The organism is Cupriavidus sp. USMAA2-4, from assembly GCF_001854305.1.
Lineage (GTDB): Bacteria > Pseudomonadota > Gammaproteobacteria > Burkholderiales > Burkholderiaceae > Cupriavidus > Cupriavidus malaysiensis.
The window spans coordinates 435116-450753 of the sequence record NZ_CP017749.1 but is presented as its reverse complement, the minus strand read 5'-3'; the positions used below and the strand labels follow the sequence as shown (position 1 = coordinate 450753).

At 72.1% G+C, this 15638-nt stretch carries 15 protein-coding genes; 6 read left to right on the top strand and 9 right to left on the bottom strand.

From position 1 onward, the window contains the following. Positions 1-2: 2 nt before the first annotated feature. On the top strand, positions 3-200 hold the full coding sequence (locus tag BKK79_RS40500; RefSeq protein WP_156811444.1) for an arsenite efflux pump ArsB: 198 nt from the start codon (positions 3-5) through the stop codon (positions 198-200). Between the two features lie 39 nt (positions 201-239). On the opposite strand, the gene BKK79_RS22105 is transcribed toward BKK79_RS40500, so the two are convergent. The 3 genes from BKK79_RS22105 to BKK79_RS22095 form a co-directional block, all read right to left on the bottom strand. Then, the gene (locus tag BKK79_RS22105; RefSeq protein ID WP_071038799.1) at positions 240-1496 is read right to left on the bottom strand and encodes an arsenic transporter; all 1257 of its coding nucleotides are present in this window, start codon (positions 1494-1496) and stop codon (positions 240-242) included. 90 nt (positions 1497-1586) lie between these two features. Next, entirely contained in the window at positions 1587-3653 is a 2067-nt protein-coding gene (locus tag BKK79_RS22100; protein ID WP_071018660.1) for a penicillin-binding protein 1A, read from the bottom strand. An 85-nt stretch (positions 3654-3738) separates the two neighbouring features. Beyond that, entirely contained in the window at positions 3739-4677 is a 939-nt protein-coding gene (locus BKK79_RS22095) for an alpha/beta hydrolase (protein WP_083384429.1), read from the bottom strand. 513 nt (positions 4678-5190) lie between these two features. On the opposite strand from BKK79_RS22095, the gene BKK79_RS22090 reads away from it, so the two are divergent. Further along, entirely contained in the window at positions 5191-5433 is a 243-nt protein-coding gene (locus BKK79_RS22090) for a hypothetical protein (RefSeq protein WP_071022287.1), read from the top strand. 34 nt (positions 5434-5467) lie between these two features. Here the strand turns inward: BKK79_RS22090 and BKK79_RS41975 are convergent, their stop codons facing one another. The 4 genes from BKK79_RS41975 to BKK79_RS22075 all read right to left on the bottom strand — a co-directional run bounded on the left by BKK79_RS41975 (position 5468) and on the right by BKK79_RS22075 (position 8326). Further along, positions 5468-5590 carry a hypothetical protein gene (locus tag BKK79_RS41975; protein WP_257786786.1) on the bottom strand — a complete coding sequence of 41 codons (123 nt, stop codon included), beginning with the start codon at positions 5588-5590 and terminating at the stop codon, positions 5468-5470. A 183-nt stretch (positions 5591-5773) separates the two neighbouring features. Beyond that, positions 5774-6796: an alcohol dehydrogenase AdhP gene (gene adhP / locus BKK79_RS22085; protein ID WP_071038798.1), complete on the bottom strand. Its 1023-nt coding sequence runs from the start codon at positions 6794-6796 to the stop codon at positions 5774-5776. Positions 6797-6980: 184 nt separating this feature from the next. After that, a complete protein-coding gene (locus BKK79_RS22080) occupies positions 6981-7298 on the bottom strand; it encodes a YnfA family protein (RefSeq protein ID WP_071018664.1) in 318 nt (105 codons plus the stop codon). Further along, positions 7295-8326: a 5'-nucleotidase gene (locus tag BKK79_RS22075; protein ID WP_071018666.1), complete on the bottom strand. Its 1032-nt coding sequence runs from the start codon at positions 8324-8326 to the stop codon at positions 7295-7297. The genes BKK79_RS22080 and BKK79_RS22075 overlap by 4 nt, the downstream gene beginning before the upstream one ends. Positions 8327-8584: 258 nt before the next feature. Between BKK79_RS22075 and BKK79_RS22070 the strand changes: the two genes are divergently transcribed. Beyond that, positions 8585-9223, top strand: coding sequence for a hypothetical protein (locus tag BKK79_RS22070; RefSeq protein WP_232346427.1), 639 nt, complete (start codon positions 8585-8587; stop codon positions 9221-9223). After that, on the top strand, positions 9220-9741 hold the full coding sequence (locus BKK79_RS22065) for a hypothetical protein (RefSeq protein ID WP_071018668.1): 522 nt from the start codon (positions 9220-9222) through the stop codon (positions 9739-9741). The genes BKK79_RS22070 and BKK79_RS22065 overlap by 4 nt, the downstream gene beginning before the upstream one ends. A 52-nt stretch (positions 9742-9793) precedes the next feature. Here the strand turns inward: BKK79_RS22065 and BKK79_RS22060 are convergent, their stop codons facing one another. Both BKK79_RS22060 and BKK79_RS22055 read right to left on the bottom strand, forming a co-directional pair. Further along, positions 9794-11926 (bottom strand): EAL domain-containing protein, encoded by a 2133-nt coding sequence (locus BKK79_RS22060; RefSeq protein ID WP_071038797.1) that lies wholly within the window; start codon positions 11924-11926, stop codon positions 9794-9796. Between the two features lie 145 nt (positions 11927-12071). Beyond that, a complete protein-coding gene (locus tag BKK79_RS22055; protein ID WP_071018672.1) occupies positions 12072-12965 on the bottom strand; it encodes a LysR family transcriptional regulator in 894 nt (297 codons plus the stop codon). Between the two features lie 195 nt (positions 12966-13160). On the opposite strand from BKK79_RS22055, the gene BKK79_RS22050 reads away from it, so the two are divergent. Together BKK79_RS22050 and BKK79_RS22045 are read left to right on the top strand one after the other, a co-directional pair. Continuing rightward, positions 13161-13394, top strand: a complete 234-nt coding sequence (locus tag BKK79_RS22050) for a hypothetical protein (RefSeq protein WP_071038796.1) — start codon at positions 13161-13163, stop codon at positions 13392-13394. A gap of 119 nt (positions 13395-13513) precedes the next feature. Next, positions 13514-15631, top strand: coding sequence for an FUSC family protein (locus tag BKK79_RS22045; protein ID WP_071040289.1), 2118 nt, complete (start codon positions 13514-13516; stop codon positions 15629-15631). Positions 15632-15638: the final 7 nt, after the last annotated feature.

The window sequence follows — 15638 nt, the reverse complement described above, 5'->3', positions numbered from 1 at the left end:
AAGTGAATCCATTGATCGCGTTTCCCTGCAGCAGCCTTCTTCTCCTGCCCGTTGCAACCGTGCCGCCGCCGCAGGCGATGGTCGAGCACGGTGTGCTGGAGCGACCCGACGCGACCCAGGGCGCCGGCGGCGCGCGCCTGCTGCGCGTGACGATCGGATCGGCCTCCCCCTCGGCGCCGGGGCCGGCGCGGCCGCGCTAGCTGCCGCCAGCCGCCCGCAGGTTCAAGCCGCCCGCAGGTTCAAGCCAGCACGGCCAGCGCCGCCAGCAGCGCGGGCGGCGTCACCAGCATGCCGACGCGCAGGAACTGCAGCGTCCCCACGGCATGGCCTTCGCGCCGCAGTGCGGTGAGCCACAGCAGCGTGGCCAGCGAGCCCGTCACCGACAGGTTGGGGCCCAGGTCGATGCCGACCAGCACGGCGCTGGTGACGGTCTGCGAGGCATGTCCCGCCGCCAGCGCCGATGACGCGACCAGGCCGGCAGGCAGGTTGTTGGCCAGGTTGCAGGCCAGCGCCACCACCGTGCCGATGCCCCACAGGCTGGCCACCCCGTCGGCTTCGGCAACGGCCGACACGGCACGCCCGAGCGCATCGATGGCGCCGGTCTGCTGCAGTCCGGCCACCAGCACGAACAAGCCCGCCACCAGGGGCAGCACGCTCCAGGAAATCCCGCGCAGCGAGGGCATCAGCAGCGCCGGGCGCGAGGCGCACACCAGCAGCAGCGTGGCCGCACCGGCGGCGAAGGTGGGCCAGCCCAGCGGCAGGCCGAAGCGCGAAGCCGCCAGCAGCGCCACGCCGGTCAGCACGATGCCCAGCGCGGTCAGCCAGGCCTGGCGCGACAGCGGCGGCACCGGCACCGCGGCGGCGATCGGTTCGCGCAGGGCCTCGCGCTGCGTCCAGTACAGCACCGCCAGCGTCGCTGCGATGGCGGCGGCGGACGGCAGCGCGAAGCGCGCCAGCCAGCCGGCCAGCGGCGGCAGGCGCTCGCCGAACACGACCAGGTTGGCCGGATTGGAAATGGGCAGCACGAAGCTGGCCGCGTTGGCGATGAAGGCGCAGGCGTAGAGGTGGGGCAGCGGCCGGCGCAGGCGCGCGGCGCGCGCCGCCGCCAGCACGGCGGGCGTCAGCACGACGGCGGTGGCGTCGTTCGACATGAAGGCGGTGACCAGGGCGCCGAAGCCATAGACCAGCAGGAACAGGCGGCGCGCCGAGCCGCGCGCCTGGCACACGGCGCGTGCCGCGACGTGGTCGAACAGGCCGGTCTTGCGCGCCAGTTCGGCGATCAGCATCATGCCGGCCAGGAACAGGTAGACATCCCAGCCGCTGGCCACGGCGGCGGCCGCGGCCGGCAGCGCCAGCAGGCCGGTGAGGCACAGCACGGCGGCACCGGCCGTGGCCCAGAACGCCTCGGGCAGGCGGAACGGGCGCAGCAGCACCCCCACGGTGGCCAGCGCGGCCACGCCCCAGATCATCGCGATGCTTGAAGAGGAATCGGCCATGTCGTGCCCGCGCCGCGCGGCGCGCTTCTTGTTCTCGTTCGTGAGGCGGCGGCTGCGTGCCGCCGACCGGTGTCCGCTTTCTGCCTGGGACTAGAGGGGGGCGCTGTTGCCGCCGCGCGGGCCGCCGCCGGTGGGCACGGCCGCCGGCATCATCTGCTGCCCGGCCGTGCCGGCGGACTGGGCCTCGGCGTCGGCCGCCGCCGCGCCGGCGCCGTCGCCGGATGCGTCGGGCTGCGGCGGCGGCAGGCCGATGGCGGCGACGCCATGGCTGCCGTCGGCATTCTCGGCATAGATCCAGTCGCCGCCGTTGCGCACCACGTCGGACGGTGCCGGCGGCGCGGATTCCGGCAGGCCGGCCAGGCGGCCCTCCATGTAGGCGGCCCAGATCGGCAGCGCCGTGGTGGCGCCGAACTCGTGGTTGCCCAGGCTGCGGTTATCGTCGAACCCCATCCATGCCACCGTGGCGATGTCGGCCGCATAGCCGGCGAACCAGCCGTCCATGGCGTCGTTGGTGGTGCCGGTCTTGCCGGCCACGTCGCCGCGCCGCAGGTAGCGGCGCACCGCGTTGCCGGTGCCGCTGTCGACCACGCTGTGCAGCAGGCTGTCCATCACGAAGGCGTTGCGCGCCGGGATGACCCGCTGCGGCGCCGGCTGGTCCTGGTCGGCGGCGAACAGGACCTTGCCGTCGCCGTCGGTGATGCGCGCGATCAGGTAAGGTTCGACACGGAAACCGGTATTGGCGAACACCGCATAGGCGGCGGCCAGCCGCAGCGGCGTGGTCTCGCCGGTGCCGAGCGCGAGCGGCAGGTAGCGCGGCAGGCGCGTGGGCGAAAAGCCGAACTTGCCGGCGTAGTCGACCGCGTAGGGGATGCCGATGGTCTGCAGCGTGCGGATCGCCGGCAGGTTGCGTGATTCCGCCAGCGCCTGGCGCACCGTGATGGGGCCGAGGAAGCGGCCGTCGTCATTGCCCGGCTGCCAGCCGGATGCGGTATCCAGCGGCGCGTCGTTGATCAGCGTGGCCGGCGACACGCCGCGTTCCAGCGCCGCCGAATAGATGAAGGGCTTGAAGGTCGAGCCCGGCTGGCGCTGGGCCTGGGTGGCGTGGTTGAAGCGGCTGACGGTGAAGTCCGAGCCGCCCACCATGGCTTCGATGGCACCGGTGCGCGCATCGAGCGACACCAGCGCCGCCTGCGGCGCGGGACCCTTGCCGCCATGGCGGCGGGCATAGCCCTGCAGCCCGGCCTGCACCGCATCGTAGGCCAGCGTCTGGCGCACCGACGACACCGTTGTGTACACATTGATGCCGCGCGTATAGGCCGCGTCGCCGAAGCGCTCATAGGCCAGCTGGCGTGCCAGTTCCGCCACGTACTCGGCATGGGAGCCGAAGCGGCCGCCGGCGCCATCGGTCACGGCGACCCGCTCGGCCTTGGCCTGGTTGAACTCGTCGGGTGAAATCATGCCCAGCGCCAGCATGCGGCCCAGCACATACTCCTGGCGGCGTTTCGCGCGCGGGTAGTTGACCACCGGGTTCATGGTCGAGGGCGCCTTGGGCAGGCCGGCCAGCATGGCCGTCTCGGCCAGCGACAGCGAGGCCAGCGGCTTGCCGTAGTAGGCCTGCGCCGCGCTGCCGAAGCCGTAGGCATGCTCGCCCAGGTAGACCTGGTTCATGTACAGCTCGAGGATGCGGTCCTTGGGCAGCGTGCGATCGATCTTCCAGGCCAGCAGGATCTCGTACCACTTGCGCGACAGCGTCTTTGCGCGCGACAGGTAGAAGTTGCGCGCCACCTGCATGGTGATGGTGGAAGCGCCCTGGGCATAGCCCTCGCTGATGTCGGCCAGCGCCGCCCGCGCCAGCCCGGAGAAGTCGACGCCGGCATGCTCGTAGAACTGGTCGTCCTCGGCGGCCAGCAGGGCCTGGGTCATGCGCTTGGGCATGCGCTCGAAGGGGATGAATTCGCGGTGTTCGTTGCCGAATTCGCCGATCTGCACGTTGTCGCTGGTGAAGACGCGCAGCGGCAGGTCGGGGTGGTAGTCGCGCAGGGATTCCACCGAGGGAAGCTGCTCCAGGCTGAGCACGGTGGCGAATCCGCCCAGCAGGGCACCGGCTGCGGCCAGCGCCAGGAAGGCGCCGGCGGCTTTTGCTGCAATTCTGTTCATGCGCGCATTCTACAGTGCCGGCCGACGGGCGGCCGTATGGTGTCGGCGGCACTTTTCCCGGCCCTGGTTCCGCTGCCGGCCCGCATCATGCGGCGTCGGCACCGAACACGGAGGCATCTTGCCGGGCCGCCTCGCCGGGCGGCTGGACCTCCCGCAATGGCGCGGCGGGTGCCTGGGACGCCTGGCACCCCATGTCGGACTGCAGGGCGAATTCGCTCAGGGCCAGCCAGGTCTCCGGTTGTTCGATGATGGTGTAGTGGTCGGTGCCGGCCATGGTCTGGCGCGCCACCTGGCCGGGCCACGCCGCCATGAGCCGCTCGGAGCACGCGTGCGGCACCACGTTGTCGTGTTCCGCCAGCAGCACCTTGGTGCGCTGCATGACCTTTTCGCAATGCGAGATGGAGTCGAAGTGGTGGCGCATCAGCTGGCGCATCGGCACCAGCGGGAAGCGCTTGCTGGCCAGTTCGAGCAGGGAATCGTAGGGGGTGATCAGCTGCAGGCTCTCGAAATCCTGCAGGTCGGCGAGCTGGATCGCCACGCCGGTACCCAGGCTGCGCCCGACCACATGGACCCGCGTGCCGGGGAGGGCGCGCCGCAGGTGCAGCAGGAACTGGCTGGCGTCGGCCACCGCCGCTGCCTCGCCCGGGCGCCCGTCCGAATGGCCGAGGCCGCGGTAGTCGAAGCTGGCGAAGCCGATGTGGCGTGGCAGCCATTTCAGGTGCTGCATGGTCTGCAGCACGTCTTCGCCCCGTCCGGGCAGGTAGAACAGCAGGTCGCGCACGCCGCCGGCGCCGGCATCCTGGTAGACGTAGCCGCTCAGCATGCCGCCGGGCACCTCGTGCGCGTACAGCGAGATGCCATCCGGCAGCACCTCCTGGGCCGGGCGCCGGCGCGCATCGAACAGCAGGCGGCCCTGGTTCACGGTCAGGTAGGTCCAATAGCAGGCGAAGCCGCCGGCAGCGAGCAGCGTCGCCTTGAGGGCGGTGCGCGCGAGCACGGGCAAGGGGCGGAGAGGGGCCGTCATGGCGGATGGTGATGCTGGCAGGTGGGAGCGGGGGCAGGGGCAGTGGACTAGTGTAGGCGCTGCGTGCGCGCTCGTGCCGCCCTTGCGGCAGCGGCTCCCTCTTGGAGCTTAGGTCAGGTCGCGCGGCAGCGCGGGTTGGACCGTGCGTCCGGCCACAGGTTCATGCCGTGCCGTTGCGCTGCAGCTGCCGTTACGGCTACCGCTACAGCAGGGGTTCCAACGGCAGCAGCGAGAGCCGCCAGACCAGCAGGCGCTGCCACGCCGTGGTGCCCGGCCCGCTTGTCGTCGTGCGCCTCGTCCTGCGGCAGGGCGGACGAGACGCTGCGCCCGTTCCGCGGCGGCGGGCGTGCTGCCCATCAAGGGGATCGGTAGAATGTGGGGCAACGGCGCCGGAGGGCGCCCGGTGCGGACAGGGGGCGCTTCCAGGCCTCCGGGCTCCGCCAGGGAAAGCGCATGCGCGCCGGCACGCCGCCGCAGCAAGGCGGCGAGCGGCCGCGCAAGGGAGTGATCGGGATGGAAGAGCAGAACGCAGCCCAGGCACGGGCAGAAGAAGCACAGGCGATGGAGCGCGTGGTCAGCGCGACGCGCCAGGTGCAGGTGGCATTCAACGCGCTGCAGTCGCAGTTCCCGCCGGACGGCAGCGGCAAGCCGTCCAAGCTGGCCCTGCAGACCTTCGACGCGGCCCTGCAGGCACTGGAGGACGCGCAGCAGGCGTTCGACGAGATCCTGAACGACCTGCTCGACGGCAACCGCTGAGCCGGCGTCCGGCGCCGCGTTTGCGGCCGGCGCTTCAGCCCAGCAGATAGCGCGCCAGGTTGGCGGCGGCCAGCGTCGCCACCAGCGTCACGGTCGCGAACAGCAGCGTGCGGTTGTTGCGCGCGTGGCGGGTATCGGGATCCTGGATGTCTGACATGGCGGCTTCTCCACAAGCATGGCTCGGCAGCGCACCGGCCGCCGGGCAGTTCCGTCCGGCGCCGGGTGCATGGTGGAATTTTGTGGCAGGGCCAGGGCGGGCCGCGGTAAACGATTGTGACGGCGGCGGCGTCAGCGCGGCCGTCCGCCGCCCCCCGCCCCCCGCCCCCCGCCCTGAACGGGCCTACATCTTCATCACCACCCGTCCTTCGATCTGCCCGGCGCGCATGCGCTGGAAGATGTCGTTGATCTGCTCCAGCGGCGCCGTGGACACGGTGGCCTTGACGGCGCCGTGCGCGGCGAAATCCAGTGCTTCCTGCAGGTCGCTGCGCGTGCCCACGATGGAGCCGCGGATGGTGATGCCCTTGAGCACCACATCGAAGATCGGCGTGGCAAAGTCGCCCGGCGGCAGGCCGTTGAGCGCGATGGTGCCGCCGCGCCGGACCATGCCGATGGCCTGCGAGAAGGCCTGCGGCGACACCGCGGTCACCAGCGCGCCGTGCGCGCCGCCGATGGCCTTCTGCAGGAAGGCTGCGGGATCCGCGTGGCGCGCATTGACCGTGACCTCGGCGCCCAGTTTCTCGGCCAGCCGGAGCTTGTCGTCGTCGATGTCGACGGCCGCCACGCGCAGGCCCATGGCGCGAGCATACTGCACCGCCACGTGGCCGAGGCCGCCGATGCCGGAGATGGCCACCCACTGGCCCGGGCGCGTGTCGGTGACCTTGAGTCCCTTGTAGACCGTCACGCCCGCGCACAGGATGGGGGCGATCTCGACGAAGTCCACGCTGTCGGGCAGCAGGCCCACGTAGTCAGGGTCGGCCACCACGTATTCGCCGTAGCCGCCGTTGACCGAATAACCGGTATTGAGCTGCTTCTCGCACAGCGTCTCCCAGCCTTGCAGGCAGTGCTCGCAGTAGCCGCAGGCGCTGTACAGCCATGGCACGCCGACGCGGTCGCCTTCCTTGACGCGTGTGACGCCGGCGCCTACCGCGGAGACGTAGCCGACGCCTTCGTGGCCCGGTATGAACGGTAGCGTGGGCTTGACCGGCCAGTCGCCTTCGGCGGCGTGCAGGTCGGTGTGGCAGACGCCGGACGCTTCGATCTTCACCTGGACCTGGCCGCGCGCCGGCTCCGGTACGGGCACCTCGTCAATCTCGAGCGGCGCACCGAACTTGCGCACCACGGCGGCTTTCATTGTCGCTGGCATGTCGACTCCTCGTAGCATGAACGGGAACAGGCCGGGGCGCGGCGGCGCGGGCCGCCGGCGCCACCGGGGACCTGCCGATGATGTCATGCCACGTGCGGGTGGACTTGCGCTGGATCAAAGAGGCGGGACGGGCGGCTGGAATGCCGGCCCCCGGGGGTGGCCGGGGGCCGGGCGCGGTGCCGGCTCAGCGCGGCTGGAAGGCGATGATGGCCATGCCGCCGACCGCCACCGCCGCGCCGGCCAGGTCCCAGGGGCTCGGCCGCACCCCGTCCACCAGCCACAGCCAGAGGATGGCGGTGGCGATATAGATGCCGCCGTAGGCCGCGTAGACCCGGCCCGAGGCGGCCGGGTGCAGCGTCAGCAGCCAGGCGAAGGCGGCCAGCGCCAGCGCGCCGGGCAGCAGCAGCCAGGCACTGGCGCCCTGGCGCAGCCACAGCCAGGGCAGGTAGCAGCCGACGATCTCGGCGCAGGCGGTCAGCAGGTAGAGCAGGACCGTCTTCATGCGGCCGGCTCTGCGCCGTCGGTGCACCGGGAGGCATCGCCCGCCGCTGCCGCTGTCGTTTCCGTTGCCGCATCGCCGTGGACGTTGTCCGGCGCCGCCGCGCGCCGCGCGCGCTTGCGCGGCGGCAGCAGCTCGCCCCCCTTGTAGGGCACGCGCCCGGCCGGCACCACCGCGGCGGCGGCGCTCACGTGGCCGTCCTGGTCGTCGAAGAACATGTGTGCGCCGAAGGCGGCCAGCACGCGGTCCTTGGGCAGCCCGCCGAGGAAGTAAGCTTCGTCGATGCTGACGTTCCAGGCGCGCAGCGTGTGTACCACGCGCGTGTGCGCCGGGCTGTTGCGCGCCGTGACGATGGCGATGCGCACCGGGCCGTGCCCGGGCGGGAACTGCTGCTGGATCTCGGCCAGGCGCAGCAGCAGCTTGGCGAAGGGGCCCTCGGCCATGGCCTTGTGGCGGTGGCGCTGTTCGTGCCGCACGAAGGCGTCCAGTCCCTTCTCCTTGTAGATGCGCTCGGACTCGGGCGAGAACAGCACGGCATCGCCGTCGAAGGCGATGCGGATCTGCTCGTCGCGCGCACGGAAGCCGTCGGGCGCGGCGTAGAGCTGCGCCGCGGCGACGCCGCCGTCGATGGCGGCCTGCACGTCCTCGGCATCGCGCGAGAGGAACAGATCGACCTTGAAGGCCTGCAGGTAGGGCGCGATCGGGGCGCCGCCGGTGAAGGCCGCGCGCGTGATATCCAGCTTGTGCGCGGCGATGGCGTTGAAGGCGCGCAGGCCGGTGTCCGGCGAATTGCGCGAGATCACCACCACTTCCACCAGGCGGCGGCCGGGGATCAGGGCGTTGAGCTGCAGCAGCGCCCGCACCAGCGGGAAGGCGGTGCCGGGCGAGAGCGCCTCGTCTTCGTGCCGGCGCTGGAACTCGGCGTAGGCCGCCACGCCCTCGCTCTGGTAGATGGCATTGGCCTGTTCGAGGTCGAACAGGGCGCGCGAGGAGATGCCGATGACGAGCTTGTCGGTGAGATCGTAGGCCATGGGGACGCAGTATAGGGGCAAGCCAGGGGCCGGCGCGGCATCGGCATGGGGCGCCGCAATCCTTTCCCGCCGCCGGGCCGGCGTCCGGGCGTATTGCATTTTCTTACATTAAGGCGCTTTCGTCACTTGGTGGCCTCGCGTATGCTGGCGCCGATTCCAGCCGTGCACGCCTTGCGCCGGCGCTGTCCGGCCTCGCGCGAGTGCGCGGGGCAGCGGCGGGAGGCAGCGGCGCGGCCATTGCCGATCCTACCGTCCCGCATGCACAGCCTCCGCCGCCTTCCCCGTTTCCTCTGCCTGCTCCGCCTCGTTTCCCCTGTCGCCATCCTGCGCGGCGCGGCCGCGCGCAGCGCGCTGCCGTTGCTGCTGGCCGCCGCCGCCCTGGCCGGCACGGGTTGCAGCTCGCTGCTCAACGAGGGCACGGCGGCCGGGGCCGGCGTGGCCGGCGCCGCGATCGCGGGCGCGGTAACCGACAATGCCGCGGTGGCGACCGGCATCGGCCTCGGCGTGCAGGCCGGCGCCAAGGCGGCGCTGCAGTACAGCCAGCGCCAGGTGCACGCCGCCGCGCAAGACCGCATCGCGCAGGCCGCCGGAGCGCTGGCGGTGGGCGCGGTGGCCTCCTGGGCCACCGACCACGCGGCGCCGCTGGAGGCGGAAGAGCGCGGCCGCGTGACGGTCAGCCGCCTGATCGGCGACAAGCAACTGAGCTGCAAGGAAATCGTGTTCTCGGTCGATCCGCCGGCGCCCGCCGGTGCCGCATCGTTGCCGGCGTCGTCGCCCGCGGCGGCGGCGCCGGGGGGCGGCAGCGCCTTCTATGTCGCCGCCATCTGCCGCGACGGCGACCAGTGGAAATGGGCCTCGGCGGAGCCGGCCACGGCGCGCTGGGGCAACCTGCAATGAATGCGGTGCCGGGGGCGCAGGCGCCGCGCCGCGTCCTGCTGCGCATCCTGGCGGCCGGCGCGCTGCTGTCATCGCTGGGCGGATGTTCCTCGTTCGGCGATATCTCCGGTGCGGTGGCCGGTGTCGCCACCGGTGCGCTGACCGCCAATCCGGCGCTGGGCGCGGGGGTGGCGATCGGCGTCAGTGCGGCGGCCGACGCCGCCGGCAAGGCCTTCTTCCGCCATTGGCACGAAGCCGAGCAGGACAGCATCGCCGCCGTCATCGGCACCCTCGAGCCCGATCGCCTGGAGCGCTGGGAGATCCGCCACCCCTTGCCCTATGGCAACGCGCATGGCTGGCTGCGCGTCACCCGTGTCATCGACACGCCGCTGGCGCGTTGCAAGGAAGCCCTGTTTTCGGTCGACGACGACGCCGCGCGGCGGCGCGCCTGGTTCCTCACCACGGCCTGCGAGCAGGGCGGGCGCTGGAAGTGGGCTGCCGCCGAGCCGGCGGTGCCGCGCTGGGGCAACCTGCAGTAGCGGGGCACGAGTCCACTAGTCCACTGCTGGTCTATTTCCATGATTCAGCGGTCTAGGCCGCGCACAGGGTCGAGACCAGGCGTTCGCGCGCGGCGGCGTAGGCCGGGCTGCGCGGCCCGTGCGACCAGGCCGCATGGAGCAGGTCATGCATGCGTTGATGCAGGTGCCGGCTCCTGGCGCGCGGGGGCGCCGGTGCCAGCAGCAGTTCGGCCATGCCCGCCAGGGAAGCGTGCCGGGGGCCGGCCCCGGCCGCGCCCGGCGGCGGTGCGTCCGCGCCGCCGTCGGCGGTGCGCTCCGGCGCTTCGCGCAGCAGCAGGTGGAGGGTCTCCTCCCACACCAGCAGCCGGGCCAGCCTGGCCAGCGTGCTGCCCGGTGCCGGCGGACTTGCCGGAAGCCGCGCCTGCCTGCCGGCCAGCCATTCCAGCAGCTGCCCGGAGGACATCGGGCGGGCCACCACATAGCCTTGCACCGCGTCCGCGCCGAGAATCGCGATGGCTTCCAGCAGGTCTTCGTCCTCGACACCTTCGACGATGACCGACTTGCCCAGGGCATGGCCGAGACGGGTCAGCTGGTAGATGAAGTGCAGGGCGCTGTCGCCCGGGGGCTGGTCCGCGCGCGCGGCGACCAGGCTGCGGTCGATCTTGATCGTATCGAAAGGCAGGTTGCGCAGGCGCGTCAGGCTGCTGTGCCCGGAGCCGAGGTCGTCCTCGGCCAGCCGCACGCCGAGCGTCTTGAAGCGGGCCAGCTCTGCGCCGATGTCGATGCCGCGCGGAAGGTCGTCTGTCTCCAGGATCTCCAGGGTCAGCTTGTGGCCGGGGCAGTCCTGCTCGCTCAGCAATTGCCGGGTGGCCTCGAAGTAGCGGCGGTCGCCGAGTCCGCTGAACGGCAGGTTGAGCGACAGGTCCAGGTCGAAGCCGTGGCGCAGCCAGTGCCGTCGCTGCGCCAGCGCCTGGCGCAGGCCGCGGGCATACAGTTCAAGGAAGTCCTCCGGCGACAGCGCGGGCAGGAAGGTGCCGGGCGCGAGCAGCCGCTCGCCGTCGCGCAGCCGGGCCAGCGCCTCGGCCTTGCTGACGGTGCCCGAGCGCAGGTCCAGCAAGGGCTGGTAGTGCATCTCGAGAGCGTCCGATCGCAGCAGCGCGGCCCAGTGCTGGCGCGTGACGTAGGGGATCGCCACCGAGAGTCCCGTGCGCAGGTCGAACCTTGCCAGCGCGAAGGTCAGCAAGGCCTGCAGCTGTGTCAGGAAGGCCTCGTGGTGCGGCCCGGCGAAGCCGCCCGGATAGGCGCAGTACAGTGTCAGGACCGCGGTCGGCGCGCAGCCGGGCTGGTGCAGCGGGATCGCCGCGCTGGAGCGGTAGCCGGCCTGCGCCGCGGCGTCGCGCCACGGTGCCATGCGGGCGTCGGTGGCGAAGTTCAGGCAGCGCTCGATGGTCCGGCCCAGCCAGGCGCGGCCGGTGGGCCCACGGCCCCGGCTGCCGCTGTCGGCCTCGATGGCGCTGGCCGGCGAATGCTCCAGATAGGTCAGGTAGGGTTCGATGTTCGTCCCGCTGGCCGCCTCGAAGCGGAAGCGCCCGTGCTGGTCCGGCCGCCCGATCGAGCAGCCGGCGATCTCGCCATGCCGGCCGAGGATCCCGACGGCCTGGCCGATCAGGTCCGTATAGCTGCCGGCCGCCCAGGCCAGGCGGGTGATGTCCAGCAGTACCTGGTGGCGCGAGCTTTCCATCTCCTCGTAGGCGCGGATCTGCCAGGCCACGTCGCGGATCAGCCGGCGCGACAAGATCGACAGGGCTTCGCCGTGCCGGCTGGCGTCGAGGTGCCGGTGGACGGCGGTGTGCAGGATGTCCTCGCTGTGGACCAGGGCCTCGCTGGCGAGGCCGACCATGGCATGCACCTTGCCGACCCGCATCGCCATGGTGCCGTGGTCCGTCTCGTTCAGGTCGGTTGCGGCGAGCGCGAGCAGGTTGCCTTGCTGGAGCTGCTTGAGCCGGGCCAGTTCGGCGGCCGACAGCGCCTCGAGCAGCGGCTGCCGGCCGGAAAGCCGTGCCAGACGGTCGTAGAACTCGTCGACGATGGCGGGCGCGGCGAGGCGCAGGTCTGTGCCCAGGTCCCGCAGCGGGGCGGCGCAGGCGGTGCCGTATAGCTGGGAAGCGTCGCTCCTCGAGTCGCTGCGGTAGTCTGTGGTGTTCATGCGTCGGAGCGTGGTTCGGCGGGCAGCGGCGAGCCGGCGCACGCCGCCGTGCCTGTTCCAGGCTCCGGCTTGTCGTGACTGCCCTGCGACGGATAACGGCAGCCGGGCGCCGGTCCTGAAGGCGGCCAGCCCGGTCCGGTGCCGCTCAGGCCCCCAGCACCTCGCTGCACACGTCCAGCCAGGCGCGCGCCGCATGCGACAGATAGCGGCCGGGCTGCCAGATATGCGCCAGCGCCCAGTCCATATCGGGCTCGACCAGCCGCGCCACGGCCAGGTCGTCCTCGATGTGCAGCTTGGCCAGCAGCGGACGCGGCAGGAAGGTCGTGCCCAGGCCGGCCGCCGCCATCGAGGCGAGGAAGTCCCAGTGCCCGCTCTGCGCCACGATGCGCGGTTCGATGCGGGCGTCGAGGAAGGCCAGGCGCAGCTTGCGCGTCAGCGAGAAGTCGTCGTTGAGCAGTACCAGCGGTTCGTCGCGCAGGGCGGCCAGCGTGACGGTCTTGCCCTTGGCCCACTTGGCCTTGCGCGGCCCGGCCACCCAGATCGGATGGCTGGCGAACTGGCGCGAGGCGAGCGCCAGCCCGCTGTCGCCCGGCAGCACGGTGGCGCCGACTTCCAGTTCGCCGCTGGCCACCTGCTGCTCGACCAGGTGCCCGCCGTGCTCGGCCAGGCGCAGTTCCAGGTTGGGGTAGCGCTGGCGGAAGGCACTGACCGCCGGAGAGAAGAACAGGTTGGCCATCGGCGGGATGCCCACGGTGAGCTGGCCGCGCCCGAGCGAGGACAGGTCGGCCACCTCGAGCTGGAGCCGGTGGACCACGCCGAGCGCTTCCTGGCCGCGTTCGTAGACCACCCGGCCCACGTCGGTCAGGCGCACCTGCTTGCCCTCGCGGATCAGCAGCGGCTGGCCGACCTCCTCTTCCAGTTGGCGCACCATCTTGCTGATGGTGGACTGGGTCACGAAGAGGGAGGCGGCGGCCTGCGTGAAGCTCCTCAGCCGCGCGGTTTCGACGAAATAGCGCAGGGCGCGGATGTCCATGGCCACGGTGGCCTCCTTGTATGAAAAAAGCGAATGCGATGTGTAATATTAAATCATTCTGAGAATGCCGGGGATTTGACTACACTTTGTTTCCACCGGTGCCCCCGGATGCCCCCGTGGCCCCCGCGCCACACCGCGCGCCTTGCCTCGGCGGGCGCGGGCCGGGCCATCCGCCGGTTTTCGCAGAATGAAGGAAGCAAGATGATGATCCGTGCGCATGCGCGTCCCGCCACCGTCGCGACGGCCGTCGCCATCGTGGCCGCGGCGGGCTGTTGCATTTTCCCCGCGGGCAATGCGCGCGCCCGTGAGCTGTCCGGCGGCCTGGCCCGTCTCGACGGCGCCAGCGCGCACACGCCGCGCCGGCCTGGCACGCGGCGCGCGGGCCGGTCGGCATGCCGCAGCCTGCCCTTGGCCGAGGTCGCCGGCATCGCTTGACGACGATCGCGCGGCGCCCGCCCCGGCGCGCGCCGCCCCTTCCGCACGGCGCGGCCGCCAGCGCAGCGGCCGTGCCGGCGCCCCATCCATTCCCATTCCATTCCAACAGGTTCGTCACCATGTCCGGCTGGCCCAGTGCCCGGCAGTGGCTGTTCTCGCTGAAGGCCTTCCTTGCGGCGATGCTGGCGCTCTACATCGCGCTGTGGATGGACCTGCCACGCCCCTACTGGGCCATGGCGACCGTCTATTTCGTCTCCCATCCGCTGACCGGCGCGACCCGCTCGAAGGCGGCCTACCGCGTGCTCGGCACGCTGCTGGGCGCCAGCGCGGCGGTGGTGACGGTGCCGCTGCTGGTCAACGGCCCGGTGCTGCTGATGGCGGCGGTCAGCCTGTGGACCGCGCTGCTGCTGTACCTGTCGCTGCTGCAGCGCACCCCGCGCAGCTACGTCTTCCTGCTGGCCGCCTACACCCTGCCGATCGTGGCGCTGCCCGCGGTGGGCCAGCCCGAGCAGATCTTCGACATCGCGGTGGCGCGCATCGAGGAGATCGTGATCGGCATCGTCTGCGCCGGCGTGGTGGGCTCGGTGGTCTTTCCGGCCAACGTGGCGAGCGCGCTGGGCGCGCGTGCCGCCGCCTGGCTGGCCGACGCGGCGTTGTGGGCCGGCGACATGCTGTCGGCCGACGCCGAGGCCAGCGTACTGCGCCACGGCAGCCGCCACCGGCTGGCGGCGGACATCCTGGCGCTGGACCAGCTGATCGCCCAGCTGTCCTACGATGCCGAGAATGCGCAGGTGCTGCGCATGGCGGCGGCGCTGCGCGAGCGCATGACCCTGCTGCTGCCGGTGCTGTCCTCGCTGGCCGGCGTGATGCAGGACCTGCGCCGCCATCCCGAGGGCATCCCGGCGCCGCTGGCGGACGCCATGGCGCGGCTGCGCGCCTGGTGCCGCGCCGGCTTTGCCGGGCCCGCGCCGCGGCTGGATGGCGACCTCGAAGGCAGCGGCCAGGCCCCTGCGGCCGCCGGCGCGGATGAGGCCGGCGCGGGTGACGCCGCCGCGGGTGACGCCACCGCGGGTGACGCCACCGATACGCTGGCCGGCCATCGCCGCTGGCATGCCAGCCTGGTTGCCGCCGCCGCCGACCACCTGCGCACGCTGGCCGCGCTGTGCGAGGACTGCCGCACGCTGCAGCGGCGCCTGGCGGGCCGGCGCACCGGGCTGCGCGGCCTGCGCGGGCCGCGCCTGCGCCACCGCGGCGAGCCGGTGGTGCGCGCCCACCACCACGATCACGGCATGCTGCTGTGGTACGCCGGCTCGACCGGCCTGGCCGTGTTCTGCGCCGGCCTGCTGTGGATCGCCTCGGGCTGGGAGGACGGCGGCGGCGCGGTGGCGGTGGCCGCGATCGCCTGCTGCTTCTTCGCCACCATCGAGGAGCCGCGCCCGGTGGCACGCACCTTCGTGCGCTGGTCGGCGATGTGCCTGGCGGTGTCCTGCTTCTACCTGTTCCTGGTGGTGCCCACCACTCACGATTTCGAGACCCTGGCCGCGCTGCTGGCCCTGCCTTACCTGGGCATCGGCGTGCTGATCCAGCGTCCCGGCTTCAACCTGATCGCCATGCTGCTGTCGGTCAACACCGCCTCGCTGGCCAATTTCCACAGCGTCTACGATGTCAATTTCCTCGGCATCTTCAACACCATGCTGGCCAGCGTCGGCGCCATGCTGTTCGCGCCGTTCTGGTCGATGGTGACGCGGCCTTTCGGCGCCCGCGTGGCGGCGCACCGCCTGATCCGCGCCGGCTGGAAGGACCTGGCCGACGCCGCCGTGACGCGCGTCGCCGGCGCGGGTGCCGGCCCTGGCGCGCTGGGCGGCCGCATGCTGGACCGGCTCAGCCAGCTGGTGCCGCGCCTGGCCGCCAGCGACGCTTCGCTGTCCAGCGATGGCTTTGCCGAATTGCAGGCCGGCTTCAGCGCGCTGGCGCTGCACCGCAGCCTGCCGGCCCTGCCGCCGGCGGCGCGCGCGGCGGTGGCCGGCGTGCTGGACGGCATGGCCGCGCATTTCCGCGGGCGGCTGCATGCCGCGCACATTCCCGCGCCGAGCACGCTGTCGCTCGGCATCGATGCCGCCCTGGCCCAGCTCGCCGCGCCGCCCAACCGGGCCGCGCGCGAGGCCCGCGCGGCGCTGGTGGTGCTGCAGGTCACGCTCTATCCGACCTGCCACGACATGCCGGGACGTGCGTCATGAGGCGCCG

What these genes read in the sequence shown, in the direction of transcription:
- BKK79_RS22105 (WP_071038799.1), bottom strand. Translation starts at nt 1,496, where the DNA reads ATGGCCGATTCCTCTTCAAGCATCGCGATGATCTGGGGCGTGGCCGCG.
- BKK79_RS22100 (WP_071018660.1), bottom strand. Translation starts at nt 3,653, where the DNA reads ATGAACAGAATTGCAGCAAAAGCCGCCGGCGCCTTCCTGGCGCTGGCC.
- BKK79_RS22095 (WP_083384429.1), bottom strand. Translation starts at nt 4,677, where the DNA reads ATGACGGCCCCTCTCCGCCCCTTGCCCGTGCTCGCGCGCACCGCCCTC.
- BKK79_RS22090 (WP_071022287.1), top strand. Translation starts at nt 5,191, where the DNA reads ATGGAAGAGCAGAACGCAGCCCAGGCACGGGCAGAAGAAGCACAGGCG.
- BKK79_RS41975 (WP_257786786.1), bottom strand. Translation starts at nt 5,590, where the DNA reads ATGTCAGACATCCAGGATCCCGATACCCGCCACGCGCGCAACAACCGC.
- adhP (WP_071038798.1), bottom strand. Translation starts at nt 6,796, where the DNA reads ATGCCAGCGACAATGAAAGCCGCCGTGGTGCGCAAGTTCGGTGCGCCG.
- BKK79_RS22080 (WP_071018664.1), bottom strand. Translation starts at nt 7,298, where the DNA reads ATGAAGACGGTCCTGCTCTACCTGCTGACCGCCTGCGCCGAGATCGTC.
- BKK79_RS22075 (WP_071018666.1), bottom strand. Translation starts at nt 8,326, where the DNA reads ATGGCCTACGATCTCACCGACAAGCTCGTCATCGGCATCTCCTCGCGC.
- BKK79_RS22070 (WP_232346427.1), top strand. Translation starts at nt 8,585, where the DNA reads ATGCACAGCCTCCGCCGCCTTCCCCGTTTCCTCTGCCTGCTCCGCCTC.
- BKK79_RS22065 (WP_071018668.1), top strand. Translation starts at nt 9,220, where the DNA reads ATGAATGCGGTGCCGGGGGCGCAGGCGCCGCGCCGCGTCCTGCTGCGC.
- BKK79_RS22060 (WP_071038797.1), bottom strand. Translation starts at nt 11,926, where the DNA reads ATGAACACCACAGACTACCGCAGCGACTCGAGGAGCGACGCTTCCCAG.
- BKK79_RS22050 (WP_071038796.1), top strand. Translation starts at nt 13,161, where the DNA reads ATGATGATCCGTGCGCATGCGCGTCCCGCCACCGTCGCGACGGCCGTC.
- BKK79_RS22045 (WP_071040289.1), top strand. Translation starts at nt 13,514, where the DNA reads ATGTCCGGCTGGCCCAGTGCCCGGCAGTGGCTGTTCTCGCTGAAGGCC.